The organism is Methanolobus sp. (genome assembly GCF_030682845.1).
Taxonomy (GTDB): Archaea; Halobacteriota; Methanosarcinia; order Methanosarcinales; family Methanosarcinaceae; genus Methanolobus.
On record NZ_JAUXNK010000028.1, the window covers coordinates 18,592 to 35,103 of the forward strand.

12 protein-coding genes and 2 pseudogenes are annotated in these 16,512 nt (G+C 42.7%); 5 read left to right on the plus strand and 9 right to left on the minus strand.

Annotated features, from left to right (window positions below; genetic code table 11):
- Window positions 1-29 precede the first annotated feature (29 nt).
- Window positions 30-1,358, plus strand: coding sequence for a glycerate kinase (locus tag Q8J68_RS02645; protein WP_305310005.1), 1,329 nt, complete (start codon window positions 30-32; stop codon window positions 1,356-1,358).
- 12 nt (window positions 1,359-1,370) lie between these two features.
- On the opposite strand, the gene Q8J68_RS02650 is transcribed toward Q8J68_RS02645, so the two are convergent.
- The 3 genes from Q8J68_RS02650 to Q8J68_RS02660 form a co-directional block, all read right to left on the minus strand.
- On the minus strand, window positions 1,371-2,213 hold the full coding sequence (locus Q8J68_RS02650; protein WP_305310006.1) for a TatD family hydrolase: 843 nt from the start codon (window positions 2,211-2,213) through the stop codon (window positions 1,371-1,373).
- An 8-nt stretch (window positions 2,214-2,221) separates the two neighbouring features.
- Complete coding sequence (locus tag Q8J68_RS02655; protein ID WP_305310007.1) at window positions 2,222-2,353, minus strand: hypothetical protein; 132 nt, start codon at window positions 2,351-2,353, stop codon at window positions 2,222-2,224.
- 183 nt (window positions 2,354-2,536) lie between these two features.
- Window positions 2,537-3,508 (minus strand): hypothetical protein, encoded by a 972-nt coding sequence (locus Q8J68_RS02660; RefSeq protein ID WP_305310008.1) that lies wholly within the window; start codon window positions 3,506-3,508, stop codon window positions 2,537-2,539.
- Between the two features lie 1,414 nt (window positions 3,509-4,922).
- Here Q8J68_RS02660 and Q8J68_RS02665 point away from each other — a divergent pair.
- The 3 genes and pseudogenes from Q8J68_RS02665 to Q8J68_RS02675 form a co-directional block, all read left to right on the plus strand.
- Window positions 4,923-7,148: an NADP-dependent isocitrate dehydrogenase gene (locus Q8J68_RS02665; RefSeq protein ID WP_305310009.1), complete on the plus strand. Its 2,226-nt coding sequence runs from the start codon at window positions 4,923-4,925 to the stop codon at window positions 7,146-7,148.
- 168 nt (window positions 7,149-7,316) lie between these two features.
- Window positions 7,317-8,411, plus strand: coding sequence for a transposase (locus Q8J68_RS02670; protein ID WP_305310018.1), 1,095 nt, complete (start codon window positions 7,317-7,319; stop codon window positions 8,409-8,411).
- A gap of 227 nt (window positions 8,412-8,638) precedes the next feature.
- Window positions 8,639-8,982, plus strand: a pseudogene (locus tag Q8J68_RS02675) (isocitrate/isopropylmalate family dehydrogenase); the annotation flags it as partial.
- Window positions 8,983-9,047: 65 nt separating this feature from the next.
- On the opposite strand, the gene Q8J68_RS02680 reads toward Q8J68_RS02675, so the two are convergent.
- Window positions 9,048-9,770: an endonuclease/exonuclease/phosphatase family protein gene (locus tag Q8J68_RS02680; protein WP_305310010.1), complete on the minus strand. Its 723-nt coding sequence runs from the start codon at window positions 9,768-9,770 to the stop codon at window positions 9,048-9,050.
- A 177-nt stretch (window positions 9,771-9,947) separates the two neighbouring features.
- Window positions 9,948-11,300: an isopropylmalate synthase gene (locus Q8J68_RS02685; RefSeq protein WP_305310011.1), complete on the minus strand. Its 1,353-nt coding sequence runs from the start codon at window positions 11,298-11,300 to the stop codon at window positions 9,948-9,950.
- 257 nt (window positions 11,301-11,557) lie between these two features.
- Here Q8J68_RS02685 and Q8J68_RS02690 point away from each other — a divergent pair, with 257 nt between their 5' ends.
- Window positions 11,558-12,061 (plus strand): amino acid-binding protein, encoded by a 504-nt coding sequence (locus tag Q8J68_RS02690; protein WP_305310012.1) that lies wholly within the window; start codon window positions 11,558-11,560, stop codon window positions 12,059-12,061.
- Window positions 12,062-12,079: 18 nt separating this feature from the next.
- Here the strand turns inward: Q8J68_RS02690 and Q8J68_RS02695 are convergent, their stop codons facing one another.
- The 4 genes and pseudogenes from Q8J68_RS02695 to Q8J68_RS02710 form a co-directional block, all read right to left on the minus strand.
- Window positions 12,080-13,285, minus strand: a complete 1,206-nt coding sequence (locus Q8J68_RS02695; protein ID WP_305310013.1) for an NAD(P)/FAD-dependent oxidoreductase — start codon at window positions 13,283-13,285, stop codon at window positions 12,080-12,082.
- Window positions 13,282-13,959, minus strand: a complete 678-nt coding sequence (locus tag Q8J68_RS02700; RefSeq protein ID WP_370867590.1) for an HAD family hydrolase — start codon at window positions 13,957-13,959, stop codon at window positions 13,282-13,284. Before Q8J68_RS02700 ends, Q8J68_RS02695 begins: the two co-directional genes overlap by 4 nt.
- A gap of 395 nt (window positions 13,960-14,354) precedes the next feature.
- The gene (locus Q8J68_RS02705; RefSeq protein ID WP_305310014.1) at window positions 14,355-15,230 is read right to left on the minus strand and encodes a winged helix-turn-helix domain-containing protein; all 876 of its coding nucleotides are present in this window, start codon (window positions 15,228-15,230) and stop codon (window positions 14,355-14,357) included.
- A 210-nt stretch (window positions 15,231-15,440) separates the two neighbouring features.
- Window positions 15,441-16,462, minus strand: a pseudogene (locus Q8J68_RS02710) (IS630 family transposase).
- Window positions 16,463-16,512: the final 50 nt, after the last annotated feature.

Here is a 16,512-nt window from a genome sequence, read left to right on the forward strand (position 1 = left end):
TCGTACTATTATTTCAAGAGGATTCGTTAATGCAAAGCAATTTAAGATCAGATGCCATGGGAATTGTATCACAGGCTATCGCTGCTGTGAATCCATACGCATGTGTTCAGCGGTCCGTGCAGAGGAAAGGCGACATTTTACACATCGGAAGCAGATCTTATGACATCTCATTATATGATCATATTTACACAGTAGCTTTTGGGAAAGCTTCTACCTCCATGTCTGCTGCGCTTGAGGATATACTGGGTGACGAAATCACCGAAGGCTACGCTATAACCAAGTATGGTTTTGCAGGTTCCCTTAAAAAGATAAAAGTGATGGAAGCAGGCCATCCTATACCTGACGACAACGGAGTTCTCGCGGCAAAGAAAATACGTGATTTCCTTGAGAAGACCGGTCCGAAAGACCTTATATTCTTTTTAATCTCAGGCGGCGGCTCGGCGCTTATGACCCTTCCCCGCAAAGGCATTGCACTTGCAGATATCGTTAATCTCACGGATAAGCTCCTTCGCGTCGGAGCCACCATCGATGAAGTAAACACTGTACGAAAACATCTTTCTGCTGTAAAGGGCGGGGGGCTTGCAAAGATTGCATACCCTTCCGAATCCGTGAGCCTCATTCTTTCGGATGTGGTGGGCGACCCTCTGGATGTCATAGCCTCAGGTCCGACTGTGCCCGACAGGTCAACATTTGATGATTTCCAGGAAATAGTGCTCAGATATGGCCTGCATCTTTCCCCGGCGGTCCAGGGTTTGCTGGAAGACGGTCTTGAAGGTGTTATAGAAGACACTCCCAAGCTGGACGGGCTCATATTTGAGAAATGCTATAACTATCTGGTAGGCAATAACTTCCTTGCACTTATGGAAGCCACAAAAAAAGCAAATGAACTTGGCTATAACACGCTGTTGCTGACATCCTCACTTGCTGGTGAGGCAAAGGAGGTTGCAAAGGTGATCGCATCCATCGCAAAGGAGGAAAGGTCAAAGGCAATACCGTTACCTTTGCCGGTGTGTATCCTTGCAGGCGGGGAGCCTACTGTAACTATCAAGGGCAGGGGTAAAGGCGGAAGATGCCAGGAGCTGGCTCTTTCTTTTGCTCTGGAGGTCGAGGGACTGGAAAACATGCTGCTCCTGGCCGCAGCGACAGATGGGAATGACGGCCCAACAGACGCAGCGGGTGCTTTTGCAGATGGGGATACTGTTGATAAAGGACGGGATGTGCACATGGAAGCGAGGGTTATGCTACAACATAATAATTCGTACCAGTTCTTCAAGGAAACAGAGGACCTTTTTATCACAGGTCCTACGGGAACTAATGTAATGGACATATACGTCCTGCTCGTAAGAGCGGATATTTGATCTTGTTATTTCTCAGATCTCTATGTCCACACTATAGACCTTTTCAGGGTTCTCCTTGTGGATCTTCCAGAACATATCCTCACCATACTGCTCTGCAAGTTTGAGTGTCCTTTTCGGGATGGTTTTTGGCCCCAGCACAGCTCCCGGCCTCTCCGGGTCATCGATGTAGTCTGTTTCCATCATGAACCTTGTTCCCTGCTGCAAGGCTTCTTCAATGGCACCCTTCCCTGCAAGCACCCCGGGGAATATCCCTAGTTTCTCACACACGCTGACCAGAGGCGGAGCGTAGTGTTTGACAACCCTGTGCAGTTTTATTCCTGTCTTTTTCGCACGCTCGGTGATATCGATTAGTTCCGGCTCTCCTACGCTTTCCGTATGTAACTGCACGGCACAGTCCAGGTCTGCAGCCAGTGTGAAGGCATGCTCCATGACCTCATTGGAGGCATCCCATACCTCAGGACTTACAGGGTAGTGTGGTCTTCCGCTTTTGAGTCCCACGGCCAGCCCCTTTTCCACATAACCGGCGGCAATGTCCAGACCTCCCTTCATGGTCTCCACGGCTTTTTCAAGTTCCATGTATTCTGTGAGTTTTGTGATCTCTGCAGGATGGACTCCCAGCACAGGGAATGACGTTACCCCTGTCTCGTTTATCTGCTTTGTGATATCGACTGTTTCCTCAAAGACAGCTATATGGTCTTCGGGTCTTGTGACCCTGATACCAAGGGTCCAGCTTGGCTTCATGACCAGGAAAATATGCGTTCCTCCTGCGTTCTGGAATTCTTTGACCGCTTTGAGGCCCTTTGCGCGGAGGTCTATGTGCATGTGTTCATCGGTAATAGGGAAACTTTGTGTCATGCTTCCATCTATGATCGTGTTCTATCTAAAAAGACACGGTTCTTCTGCATCCACCAGGAATAGAGATCGCATGGAAGTCCTTTGAGGTTATCTATCTCGGGGCTCACATCGGCTGCGCACCATTCATGGGTGTTCGACATGTACTCATCTTTCTCATCGAACAGAAATATGTATGCTCTGCTTGCACCACATAAATTATCGATACGAGAAAGCGAGATGTTTATTGCTTTATCGAGGTCTGGTAGCTGGTTTGATGGCCTTTGTCAAGTGGGATGGATTGTTTGGTCATGATTTTCCTCTTGTAACTGAATAGCTGGTCAGGATTATAGCAGAAAATCAAGTATGGAAGTTAGCCCCCTTTTAGTCCAGAATAACCATGTATCTTCAGTCATTTCCGGTTCAAAGCGGAATGTAATCTCTTTGGAAGCGGCATTTCCACACAAATCATATGCAATTACCTCTATAGTATTCTCCCCATAATCAAAAGCATAGTTTTTAACTGGAATTTCAAAGCTTCCATCTTCATTGAAGGTCATGGATTTCATGGTTCCATCGTTAACTATGAAATATGCACTTCTAAGCTGAACATTGTCATTCATACTCCCGGCCAAAGTTATTTTTGTATCCCTGTAAACTTCGTTTTCCTGAAGACTTGTTATCTGTATTTCGGGTGCTGTTGAGTCATCAGTCAAGTCCCAAAGTTCTCCGAAACACGAGGCATAACCGGGTTTTGAAATTTTAAACCGCAGATCTTCTTTTTCTTCTTCATAAAATACAGCATATCCTTTTTCATCGGTGAAGTCTGTATTCTCATTAAGAAGAACGCGGGCTCCATCAATAGGCATTTCTTTTTCATTTGTTATCAGAAGTGCAATTAAATTGCTGTTGCTTGAGAAATATGCCATTTTTATATCAGGGCTGGATCTTCTTCCTACTATGAAAAACTCCTCATCTTCATAGATTTGATCCGTATCTTCCTCAGTTATGATAGCTATATGGTGAGTTCCATTTTCAACCGCAGTTAAGCTTGAATAAAAACAACCGGTTCCGGTTTTTGTCTTTGGGAGAATTTCGGTTGTACCGTCGGGATACGTATGCTCGATTTCAAAATTACATTCAAAATAATTCCTATTATTGTCTTTGCAACTTGCATTTATATTAATGGTCTCACCGGGATCGTATATCATTTGGTCTGTTACTAAATATATGATACCATCGGTAACATCTGCACTTCCTATTGTCGTAAATGGAATTAAGATTAGTATCGCGAAGAGAAAGTACTTTCTAACGTCCATGATATTGTTTTCCTCTCTTCAACTGATGAAGTACATACATAAAAAGTTAGTGATGCTTTGAAGTTATTTATGAGGAGGACTTCGATTAACCATGCACTATATATTAAAATATAAATAATAGTCAAATTAATTAATACTCATGGACGTTTTAACTGACTTTGTCCTCTATGACAAATATAAACGTCTCTAATCTGTTAGATACCTTCTTGCAGAAATTGAATCCTTAATTGAATGGACACCCTTTCGTCCAATTCCGGAAACAATGTACAATAATAGAACCGTTTCATGAGGCGGACCTGAAACGCAAGGAAGGGGATTGTTTTGTTATATTTGCCCTTTTTCAATTTTAGAGATAATATCTGTGTAATTTTCTTCATCTGGTTTTGGCTTTGGATCTATTGTTAGCATCTATTCAATAGCAACAGGTTCACCTTTCAGATCATTTAGTTTCATATACCATCCTTAAATAAATATGTCTTACCTATTAATAATATATATCTATAAATGGGTAGGACATCAATACCTGTCTATGAACATGAAGCCCTTTTTGACAAGGAGATAGGTATGGCTTAGTCTGCTTTCTTTACTGGGTCAGTTGATAATTGTAGCCATTGCTTCTTTTATGCTGTTCTATACTGATGTGTCATTTGAGAAGGGTGTTGTTCTGGTGCTTGTACTTATTGGATTTACTTTTGTTATTGCTGTGACACTTCTTAGGTTGGTTGACCTTGCGAAGAAAACTGGTTTGATCAGGGATAATAACTGAAGCTATCCTGATCAAAACACAATGGCAGCAACGACTATTACCCATGCATTAGGATGCAGTCTGACGGGGTTAAGAATACTCAAAATACAAACCATGTTTACTTACTGATCAATAGCTTACTGTTCAGTAAGATACTATAATCATAGTCTGCAGAAAAATAACTGAAAGCACCCGATTGTTTCTTCATCTTTTCGGACCGTACCGGCTTCGCCGGACCCTTCGGGCTGGTTTAAGCTATTCATGGCTTCCGGTTAGTAAAACATTTTGTTCTCTGCTCCTTGTGTTTCTGATAATTCTACAAAAAAATATTGCCAAAAAAAGAAAATTTTGGTCATTGAAATTGTTGAGTACAAAGTAAGAATTTGCAGAATTTCTAGAGAAAACTGAATTCGAATTTTATGAACGGGATTAAGAGATGAATCACATTTCAGTTCTGGGTATGACATATATATGATGCTGTCGTCAATAAAGCAATTTGTACTTAGCTTGCATTTTATAATATTAAATTATCAGAAGGTTGAAATATGACAGGATCAGCAGCAGTGATCAAGAGCGATGGAGTCGGCCCTGACCTTGTCTGTCAAATTACAATTTGTTAAAAAAGGTATTGATTTTGAGCAATATTAATTTACAGAGAAAAGGATTAACATGGCACAGAAATTGACAATCATTTATACGAAAACCGATGAAGCTCCGGCTTTGGCAACCAGTTCGCTCCTGCCTATTGTACAGGCTTATGTGAAAAACGCCGGAATCACTATGGAAACGAGAGATATCTCCCTGGCGGGAAGAATCATTGCCCAGTTTCCCGAAAGACTGACAGAGGACCAGAAGATTTCCGATGCCCTTTCCGAATTGGGAGAGATGGTCTTAACTCCGGAAGCCAACATTATCAAACTACCCAATATCAGCGCTTCAGTTCCCCAGATCAAAGCGGCAGTCGCAGAACTCCAGGCTCAGGGATATAATCTGCCCGATTACCCCGAAGATCCTTCTAATGATGAAGAAAAGGCTATCAAAGCGAAATTCGATATTGTCAAAGGCAGTGCTGTTAACCCTGTATTGAGAGAAGGGAATTCTGACCGCAGAGCTCCTAAAGCTGTAAAAAATCATGTGAAAAAACATCCCCATTCCATGGGAGAATGGAAGTCCGATTCCAAATCCCATGTAGCCAGCATGACCAGCGGAGATTTTTATGGCAGTGAGAAATCTGTTGAAATTGAAGAGGCTACCAATTTCAGAATTCTCTTTACAGATGACGCTGGTAATAAAACACTATTAAAAGACAAAGCCCCTCTTCAGACCGGAGAAATCATTGATGCAGCTGTTATGAACAAAAAAGCTCTTCAGGCATTTCTGGCTGAACAGATAGAAGATGCCAAAGCTAAAGATGTCTTATTCTCCGTTCATTTGAAATCGACAATGATGAAAGTTTCCGACCCTATTATCTTCGGTCATGTGGTTAAGGTCTTCTTTAAAGAGATATTTGATAAATATGGTGATCTGTTTTCAGAATTGGGTGTAGATCCCAACCACGGACTGGGAGATCTCTATACAAAAATCCAGAATCTGCCTGAAGACAAACAGGCTGAAATCAAAGCAGATATAGAAGCTGTGTATGCCAAGAGACCGGCATTGGCTATGGTTAACTCCGATAAGGGAATTACCAATCTCCATGTTCCCAGCGATGTTATCGTCGACGCTTCCATGCCTGCAGCAATCCGCTCATCAGGCGGCATGTGGGGACCTGACGGGAAACTGAAAGATATGAAAGCCATAATTCCAGACCGCTCTTATTCGGGAGTGTATCAGGAAACTATTGAGTTCTGTCAAAAACACGGTTCCTTTGATCCATCAAAAATGGGAAGCGTTTCCAATGTGGGGCTTATGGCGCAAAAAGCTGAAGAATATGGCTCACATGACAAGACCTTTGAGATGACTGGTACAGGAAAAGTTCAAGTTATCGATGACAACAATAATGTACTCATTGAACAGCCGGTAGAGGAAGGAGATATCTTCCGCATGTGTCAGGTGAAAGACGCACCCGTTCAGGACTGGATCAAGCTGGCCGTTAAACGAGCCAAAGCGACAGGCAATCCTGCAGTCTTCTGGCTCGATGAGAAAAGAGCTCACGACTTACAGCTCATTAAAAAAGTGAACAAATACTTGAAAGATTATGATATTAGTGGCCTGGAACTATTGATCAAAGCTCCCGTTGAAGCGACCAAGTTTTCATTGGAGAGGATTAAAGAGGGCAAAGATACAATCTCTGTGACTGGAAATGTTTTGAGAGATTATCTGACAGACCTCTTTCCCATTTTGGAATTGGGAACCAGTGCGAAAATGCTATCAATCGTTCCCCTAATGAATGGCGGTGGACTTTTCGAGACAGGTGCCGGCGGTTCGGCACCCAAACATGCACAGCAATTTGAATCGGAAGGTCACCTGCGTTGGGACTCTCTTGGAGAATTCCTGGCCTTAACTGCTTCTCTGGAGCATCTGGGCAACATTTTTGATAATCCTAAAGCTCTGGTTTTAGCAGAAACGTTGGATAAAGCGACAGAGCTGGTTCTGGAAAACAGAAAATCACCTTCCCGAAAAGTGAATGAGATTGATACCAGAGGATCTCATTTTTATCTGGCAATGTATTGGGCTCAGGCTCTGGCTGATCAGGAGAAAGATAGCCATTTAAAAGCGATTTTTGAACCTGTAGCTAAAGCTCTGATGGAAAATGAAGAGAAGATTGCCAATGAGTTGTTAGAAGCTCAGGGCAAAGCTATGGACATCAAAGGATACTACGCTCCATATGAGGAGTTGAAATCTCAGGCCATGAGACCTAGTGCGACTTTGAATGGGATTATCGATTCTATTTAATTTTATTGTTGACACAAAAGGAAAGCCCCGGTTTCGGCCAGGGCTTTTTAGGAAGAAGAAAGGGCTAATCCCCTCCTTTTCAAAGGTGGGATACAGCCCGCCAACTTTCCATAGAAGCGTTAAAATATATGTGCCACGTTTGATAATTGAGAGATATTTTTGAACAAAGTGTTTCGTTATCGTATTTATCCCACAAAAGCACAAATAATTGTTCTTGCTGACACACTTGAGCTTTGCAGATGGACATACAATGAAACACTGGCATTAAGGAAGAACGCATGGGAGTTCGAGCAAGAGAACATTGGATACTATGAGTCCAAGAAGATGCTCCCTGGCTGGAAAGTGATCAAACCCGAACTTAAGAATGTACACTCACAGGTGTTACAGGATGTTGTCAAGCGAGTAGACCTTGCTTTTCAGGCATTTTTCAGACGATGCAATGATGGAGAGAATCCAGGTTATCCAAGGTTCAAGGGTAAGAACAGATACGACAGTATCACTTATACTCAATCTGGTTTTCAACTGCAGGATAATAAACTCTGGTTGTCAAAGATAGGTGCGATTAAGGTAAAACTGCACAGGCCCATTGTCGGAGATATCAAGAGACTTACTATTCGAAGAACATGTACAGGGAAATGGTTTGTATCTTTCCTTGTTGATACTGATGTTCAGCAAACAATACCATTAACAGGACAATCTGTTGGAGTGGACGTAGGTATTAAAAGTTTCCTCACTCTTTCCAATGGTCAGGATATCCCAAATCCCCGATTCTTTGTTACTGAAGAAAATACTCTGGCAAAAGCACAAAGAAAACTATCTAAAGCTGTCAAAGGTTCACCTGAATGGAAGAAAGCACTCAGGATCGTTGAGCATATTCATGAAAGAATCGCGAATAAGCGACAAGATTTCGTGCACAAAGTGAGTTTGGAACTTGTCAGGGCATATGACCTGATAGTCTTCGAGGATTTGAACATCAAAGGAATGCTCAGAAATCATTGTCTTGCAAAGCACATTGCAGATGTTTCCTGGAATAAGTTGATAAATATCACTACTTACAAGGCAGAATGGGCCGGTAAGCATGTTGAACTTGTCAACCCCGGAAACACCTCTCAGATGTGTTCTGGTTGTGGTCAGATAGTCAGAAAAGACCTGTCAGAACGAACACACAAATGTCCTTTCTGTAGTCTTGTTCAGGACAGAGATCAGAACGCGGCTATTAATATACTCAGACTGGGACTACAGTCTGTAGCACAAAAAGCTTAGATGCCCTCCACTTCACAGGCTGTCCAACAATTCAATTTCATCGAAAAAACAGAGAAAATGAAGGTCTATAAAGCCTTTAAATTGGAAAAAAAGGAAATAACCTATTACTGTTAGTAATTGTCGGACAGCCTGTTCAGTGGAGGGAGTAGTCACTATCTAAATAAGCAATGTGATTAGGGAGCTAAAGCTTCCGCCTCTGCTTGGGTTGGGAAGACAGATACGTCTTCTATCATGAAATCGAGGTATGGGAATACCACATTGACAACATCGCCCAGCAGCTCATCAAGAACCCGCAGATCTTCAACAACAAGATCCTGCTCTCAACGAACCTGTTCATGGTTCCGTACCAAAGTACGCAGGTCAGGACAAGGTCAACCCCGTTGCCACTATCCTTGCAGGTGCATGGATGCTTGACTATCTGGGTGAGAAGGAGCAGGCAAAGACAATTTTCAGCGCCACCGAGAAGGTAATCACAGAAGGCAAATACCTTACTTACGATCTGGGCGGCAGTGCCAAGATGAGCGAGATGACTGACGTCATTGTCAGGTATGTTGAAGCAGAGATGAAGTGATTTCATCTCTATCTTTTGCTTAATCTTTTCTTTTTGGTTTGTAATGAGTAGAGAGTGAGATTATCTTAAATGTCTCCAAGTTCTGCCATGAGCGGCATATGGTCACTCTTGAGGGGGCGCCAGTCAGCATATTTGCCAACGGAGAATGATTTCATATTTTTGATTATTTCTGCTGATGCAAACATATAGTCTGTATGATATGGTTTCTGTTCATTGAATGTGAGAAAGAACGTAGGGTCTTTTTCATCACCAAAGTCTAGATTGTTGTATGTATGATACATGCTATGAATGTTATATCGTTCTAGTAAATCACGTACGTCTGCAAATGTACCGTTTAATGGAGCATCGTAGTCATTGTCCATTCTGATATTCCAGTTGAAGTCTCCTGCAATTATTACCGGAGATTTAAGTATGTCCTTATAGTAATCCAATGCACCCCAAACCTCCCCAATATATCGTCTGTTGAGGTCTTCTTTGTTGTTTTGTGACCAGATGGCAATGAGGTTTACTTTTCTTTGACTCTTCGGATTAATGATTTCGATAGGAACAATATACCTAAAATCATCCCTATATGAGTCGTGTATTTTTATGCCAATGTCATTAAAACTGAATACTCCCAAGCCTTTGTTACCATTGTTCCCGACCCATATATCCTGATGATAGAATTTTGTGTCACTTTCATCACTTTTCTCACATTCAGGTATAATCAATAAATCCGGATCATAGCGAAGAAGATGAATATACTTCTTTTTGAAAGCTCTGCAACAATTCCAAGTGATGAGTTTCATACCAAAAAATGATTCGTGAATGTATTAAATCTTATTCACTTGCATGATTATTCGGTATTTATTTTCCACCGGCACACTCCGTTTAAAAGCAGATATGTCGGAAAACAACTACAAAAAGGACAATAATCAAAAAATAGTTCTCAACTGCCATCTCTCGACAGCAGCCGAAAAATAATCTCAGTCGATCATGTCATGCATCTTGCGTTTCTGGTCCAAGGAGGACTCATCAGCATCGCATTCGTTCTCGGCGTTCTCATCATCCTGCCGGTGCATCTCCTTGCTTACCATCGGATTGAACATGAAGTATTTTTTGACGTACGCAAGGATCTCTTCATCGGAAATACAGGAAACCCTTTTATCATCGTTATAGAGTTTCTGGATCTCCGCCTGTATTTCCCGGAGGCGCTTATCGTTCTTTTGTACTTCTATCTGCACATTCATCAGTTCATTGAGGGCTTCCTGGACTTTGTACCTGAGAACCTCGATGCCCGATGAATCGCCTATAAGGAATGTTCTCTTCCCTCCTACAATCTCAGGCGGGAAGGGCTCATAGGTGAAAGGATTCTTTATTACTCCGGCAGTATGGATGCCTGACTCGTGAGCGAACACATTGTTCCCGACAACGGACTTATTCCTGGGAACGCGGATGCCTATCTCCTTCTCCATGAACTTGCCAAACTCCACAAGGCACTCCAGATTGTACTTATCAAAGCCTTCGATACGCCTCATCAAAAAGAGCAGGAGCTTCTCCATCTCTGCATTGCCTGCCCTTTCCCCGATACCAAGGAAAGTGACGTTGGACCAGTTGGCTCCGTGCCAGTATCCTGCAAGGGAATTAGGAACCGCCAGCCCGAAATCATCATGGCAGTGAGTTTCAATGTTCTTTACATTCAGCTCATTTTTCAGGTGCTTGATAATGGATGGCAGGCCGTAAGGCTCATCCACACCTTCAAAGGGCACACCGAATCCAATGGTATCACATATACGTATGGTACAGTCGGAGTCGATGTCCATTATCTTTTTAACAAGCGGGAACACGAAATTATAGTTATCGGCACGTGTCATATCCTCAATATGCGCCCTGGTCCTGAGACCGTGGTCAACAGCATACTGAAGAGCATTCAGGTATTTATCTTCCGCAGCCTCACGGCTCTTAAGGCCCATCTTGTCAAAGATATGTGGGTCGGATACAGACATGAGGATACCTGTTTCCTCAATACCGTCAACATCAAGGACCATGTCTATATCTGCAGGATTTGCACGGGCCCACCCTGTAATTTCCGGGAATTCATATCCCAGGTCCTGCATGAGTTTTATGGCTTTCCTGTCTCTCTCATTATAGACGAATGTTTCCAGTTTTTCAATGCCAATCCTGTGCAGATATTCATATATCTTTACCTTGTGTTGGCTTCTAATAACTATGCCCGGCATCTGGGCACCATCGCGTATCGTACTGTCACTGATAGAGACTTCCTGCCCATGTGGCAGTTTTATCTTTGGAAGGTCATCGTAGTCCCTGTATATCTTCATTATGTTCCTCCTTCATAGAGCAAGTTTCTTAGTTCCCGGAATAAGCGACTTTCTCTAGAAACGGCAGGATTGTTTTTGGCCTGAGTAACGACTGTTTTAACTCCGGGTAAACGTGCGTTATTCAATAACCAGTCTGTTCTAATAGACAACTTAATCCTTAAAATGCTTTTCTTTCATCCGGCTACTGCCAGGTTTACATTCTTATATAGGTGGACTAACCTTATATCTTTATAATTTAAGGTGGTAACAGGATAGTTATGTGGAGTCTACTGCTCAAAAAGTTCGAAAAACACCCTGCGCAACAGAAGGTCCTCAGACTCATGTTCGAGCGCGGCTTCCAGGTTAACAATGAAGGCAAAGTTACTTCCGGCAAAATAGAGATAGCTCACACCCAGCTCGCAAAAGAGGCAGGTGTTGACAGGCGCGTTGTTGATTCAACTACCGAGGTCATACTGGGTGATGATCTCCTGAGGAATATATTCCAGAATGTAAAATCCATTCCTCTCCTGCGCGAAGTTGCTCCTCTCCTTGGCCTGGGCGTCATTATAATAACACCTGATGATGCAGCTCATACCGGAATAATAGCTGATGTGTCAACAGTTATCGCGCGCCATAAGATAAGCATCAGGCAAGCGGTCTCAGATGATCCCTTTTTCACAGCGGAACCCCGCCTGACAATAATCACCGATGCAAAGGTCCCCGGAAGCATTGTTGAGGAGCTACTGGACCTGGATAGTGTAAAATGTGTGAGCATTTACTGAAGAGGACGTTCAGAGCTGTCAGAGCACAGCCTTCGCAAAAGCCCTGAATACTCCTAAAAGATGTCTGGAGTTGGCAGGGTTCAGCATTTTTTTGATCAGTATGGATGGGTGGTCCATGTCCCCGTAGGCAGTAATGGTTTCGAGCATCGAAGGCTTGTTCATCGAGGCAAGCAGGTCATTCATCTCTTTATCTTCGAGCCCGCCCAGGAACTCATGGATCTTCATTCCTATGGCAAGTTCCCGTCCCAGTTTTGTCCTCCATCTCCGGTCGTATTCTGCAAGCCTGTCCGCTGATGTATCGTTCTCCAGCGCTGCTGCTGCTGCCACCTCCCCAGCTATCTTTGCACAGACTGCACCTGTATATATGCCGCCGCCTGATGTGGGTTTGATTTGCCCGGCTGCATCGCCTGCAATAAGTACTCCTTTGGCATAGGTTTTGCTCAAGGGGCCTATAGGTATGCCCCCAATCACAAAGTCAAGCTTGCCTCCACCGTACCTGGAAGCCACATGAGTGTTATTTTTCAGAAGTCTTTCAAGGTAGTCCAGGGCACATTCGGAGTTTTCGCAATCTATGGCCAATCCAATGCGGGCTATTTCCTCGTTCACAGGGACAACCCAACCAAAGAAACCAGGGGCCTGCGAGCCGACGAACAGTTCCACAAAATCCGGGTCAGCACTTCGGTAGGTAGCTTCTATCTGTATGCCCGGGAGGATTTTTCTTACCTGCCCAAGTCCTGCCATCCTTGCGATGCCACTGCGTACACCATCGGCACCAATGACAACTTTCGTTTCCAGCTGCAGGTTAACTCCATTCCTTATTACTGACAGGAGCTGGCTATCTCCCTTATTTTCAAGGCCAACTGCCTGGGTGTTCATCGAGATATCAGCCCCGGCTTCGAGTGCCATGGACGCGAGGGTGCGGTCAAATATCTTTCTTGAAACCACATAGGCCTTTGTCTCTTTGCCATCTATGGGAAGGCAGGCGCCGTCCATCGAGTGCACGAGAGCACCGCGAACCTTGTTCAACACAAAGTTTTCCGCAGGTCTCACACCACACTCTTCCAGTGCCCGTTTGCTCAGAAGTCCTGTGCAGCCCACCGGTGATCCGATAGATGCGTGATCCTCTATCATCAGCACTCTTGCTCCATGCTGGGCAGCATACCTGGCTGCAGTGGAACCCACAGGTCCTGCTCCTACAACAATGACATCATACTCTGTTTTCATTCCTTACCGTCCATTACAACCCTTAGCAGGTCGCTGAAGCTGTTGAGTATATGGTCCGGCTTTTCCTTGATGGGTGCCCTATCCCGATCGGAGTTCCTGTCCCCATAAACTGCATAGGCTGCCATCATCCCAAGCTGCTTGGAGGGTGCGATATCGCGTCTTAAACTATCGCCTACAAAAAGTGTCTCATGAGGCTTTAACCCCATCGAGTCCAATGCATGTACAAATGTCTTGTGGGAAGGCTTCTTCCAGCCGGTTATGTCGTAGGTGAAGAGAGAGTCAAAGAGTGGATAAAGCCCAACTTTTTCCAGCCTTGCTCTTGCATTACGCATTTCTGCATCTGTAAGGAGGCCAAGCAGGATATTCTTCGATCTAAGTTCCAGAAGAGTGTTCTTTACACCTGGGTACAGCTCAACTGACCTGACCTTCTCTTCCTCATATATCCTGCAGCAGTCAAGGAAGATATCCTGTGAGAAGCAGCTGTTATCTCTCAGGTAATCGCTGATGTTCTTCACGTTCTCAAATCCGTGTATCTCCCGGCGGAAATAGTTGAATAGCTCATGAGCATCACCTTTTCCCAGATGCTCCACGATGGATGTGCAGGCAAAGATCTTGGCATGGACGAAATCAAAAAGGGTGTTATCCATATCAAAAAGAATGCCTTTTATTATAATTCACTCCTCCTTTTCAACTGTTCTTGCCTCAAATAAACAATACTTGGCGGGTATATATTTAATGTATCCCTTCAGGTAAACACAACAGAATGCGTCCTTTATAAGGCAGTTTTTATTATTGGCGTAAGAGGTTTGAGGAAATACCAATTGCTTTTGCAAATCCTTTACTGTTAGTTCATTCCTATACTAAACAGAAGGTAGAGACAGGTTTGTTTTTATTTCATCAGGTATAACTACTATTTGTACACGTCTTGACAACCTCAACCAACCGAATTTTCAGATGATGTGTACTGACCACTGAAGCACCTCTTGCAGGTGCTTCAAAAACCCGTTTGCTTTTAAAGGACCTTTTTTTTCAGCTTCATCCGGCTTTGTTCATACTTACTGTCATGTTCTTATACCGCCAGATATTTTTTTGCAAGGCTTTGCTTGTCCAGACCCTCCGACCTGTCCATATAGTATTGAAAAAGTTCCTCTCCCCATTGCAAGGCTCTTGGCCTGGAACTGACAATAATACGATTTGTGTATCTGCCATTTCTGTCCATGAGGGATAGGGAGAGTAGCCTGTCAGTGACTATGATACTCACTGGCCTGATATCCTCTCTATATATAAAAATGTGCGAGCTGCCGTTCTTAAAAAGAGCCTCTATCTCCTTTTCATAATCTTTCCTCATAGACAGGGACAAAGGATTCTCGCTGGGTAGATCCCCACTATCCCTGATCATGTCATCCTTCAGGATATCATACACCTGTTCGGTCATTATTACACTTACTTTGATTCCTTTTTCCAGATAACTGGAAAAAGGCAAAAAGTAGGAGGGATGATAAACAGAGATGAATGCTGATATTCTGCTGGAGCCGCTTATTCTTTTGAGTATCTCGTCCTGTTGCTCGAATATACTTGGGATGTTTGGCTCAAGAACCTCGGATTGTTCCAGTTCCCCTATTCTGTAAAGCAGTTCCCTGGGTATGGGGCTTAGGTCGTGGTCAGACCAATACTCAAGCTTCTCCTCATGCACATTGAGGCTCATCAGAAGGTTTTGCATGTTCTCGACAATAGCCTCTCCTGTCGGAGTAAGGGAATAGATATCGTTCTCATAGGTCAAAAGATTCCACTCAAGCAGTTTCTTGATCTGGGGAATCATGGATTTCCATGGAAAATCAAAATTCTCTCTTATCTCTTCTTTAGTTTTCCCACCTTCCTTTAAAAACAGCAAAAGGTCCTTCCTTTTCTCTGAAAGGAATATAGTGTCAAGTAAAGAACACCTCATTACAACCCCTCTTACCTATTTGCTTTATATGAATATAAACTATTCCGAAAGCTGCCTTCCAATAAGTTACCTTGTATCCTTTTTGTGCTGAAAGAAAGTTCAGTAGCATTAATGAGTAATTAGGTCTGCTAATGATAATATTGAGAATTATCTACATATTATGTCCTAATAAATAAAATAATATTACGTTATAAACTCCATATATAGTTGTTAACTTAACATTTTTAACTTATTTTTCAGAAACGTTTCAATCCATTTTCTTGCGAAGCTAATCTTTGATGAACAACTAATAAACGTCTCAGCAATCAGATTTTTCATATGGGCAAGATCTTTCACAAAATGACAGGAAATTATTCTTTTGACGCTCTTCCAGATGAATTCTATTGGATTCAAGTCTGGTGAATATGGAGGTAAATAGACCAATTCGATATCATTTGCCTGTGCATAATCCAATGTATCTTTTGCTCGATGTGATCTGAAATTGTCGAGAATGATTACAATTCTCTTTCCCATGTTACTGTTTTTGACAGCTGATAGAAACGAACATACATCCTCTTTAGTTGAATGTTCCTTGAAATCAATAACAGAATTACCATTCAGTGCATAAAACCCGAATGAATTTGCTTTTATCCGGGTTGTGTTTTTGAAGATAACAGGTTTATTGAAAGACCATAAACGAACTGTATTTGATGTTGTTTGGGGAGATGATTCATCAAGAAAGCCGATAACGCAACCATCATCGATTAACGGTAAGTTTTTTTTAAACGGTCTTCTGCATCTTCTGGTCTTCGATAATCATGTGTATAAGGTTTGGCATGATGCATGCCAAACTTTTTCAAGATTACTAATATTTGCTTAATGGTGTATTGAACTTTAAACTCATTATAAATGAGTTCTTGGACTTCTTTTGTAGACCAATCATCTCTTTCATGTAGCATGGCCTTTAGTTTTTCTTTTTGATAATCAGTGAGTTTGGAAGGGCAACCTCCTGAAAACCGGGGCTTCAATCCTTCATATCCATCTTGATTCCACCGTTCTTGCCATTGATATGCAACGGGTTTTGATATCCCTACAAGTTTAGCTGCTTCATCAACTGAAGCACCTTCATAACGGTGTTTAACAAAATACAAACGTTGTAGCACTCTTGTGTCTTTCTCTAACGACTTAATATGTTTAAGCAATTCCTCTGATGAAAGATGATGCTCTATCAGAATTTGTTCTGGTTTAGCCATGAAATATAGTTATACTTATTAAGTAATAAATGTTTGGTTAATAACTATAA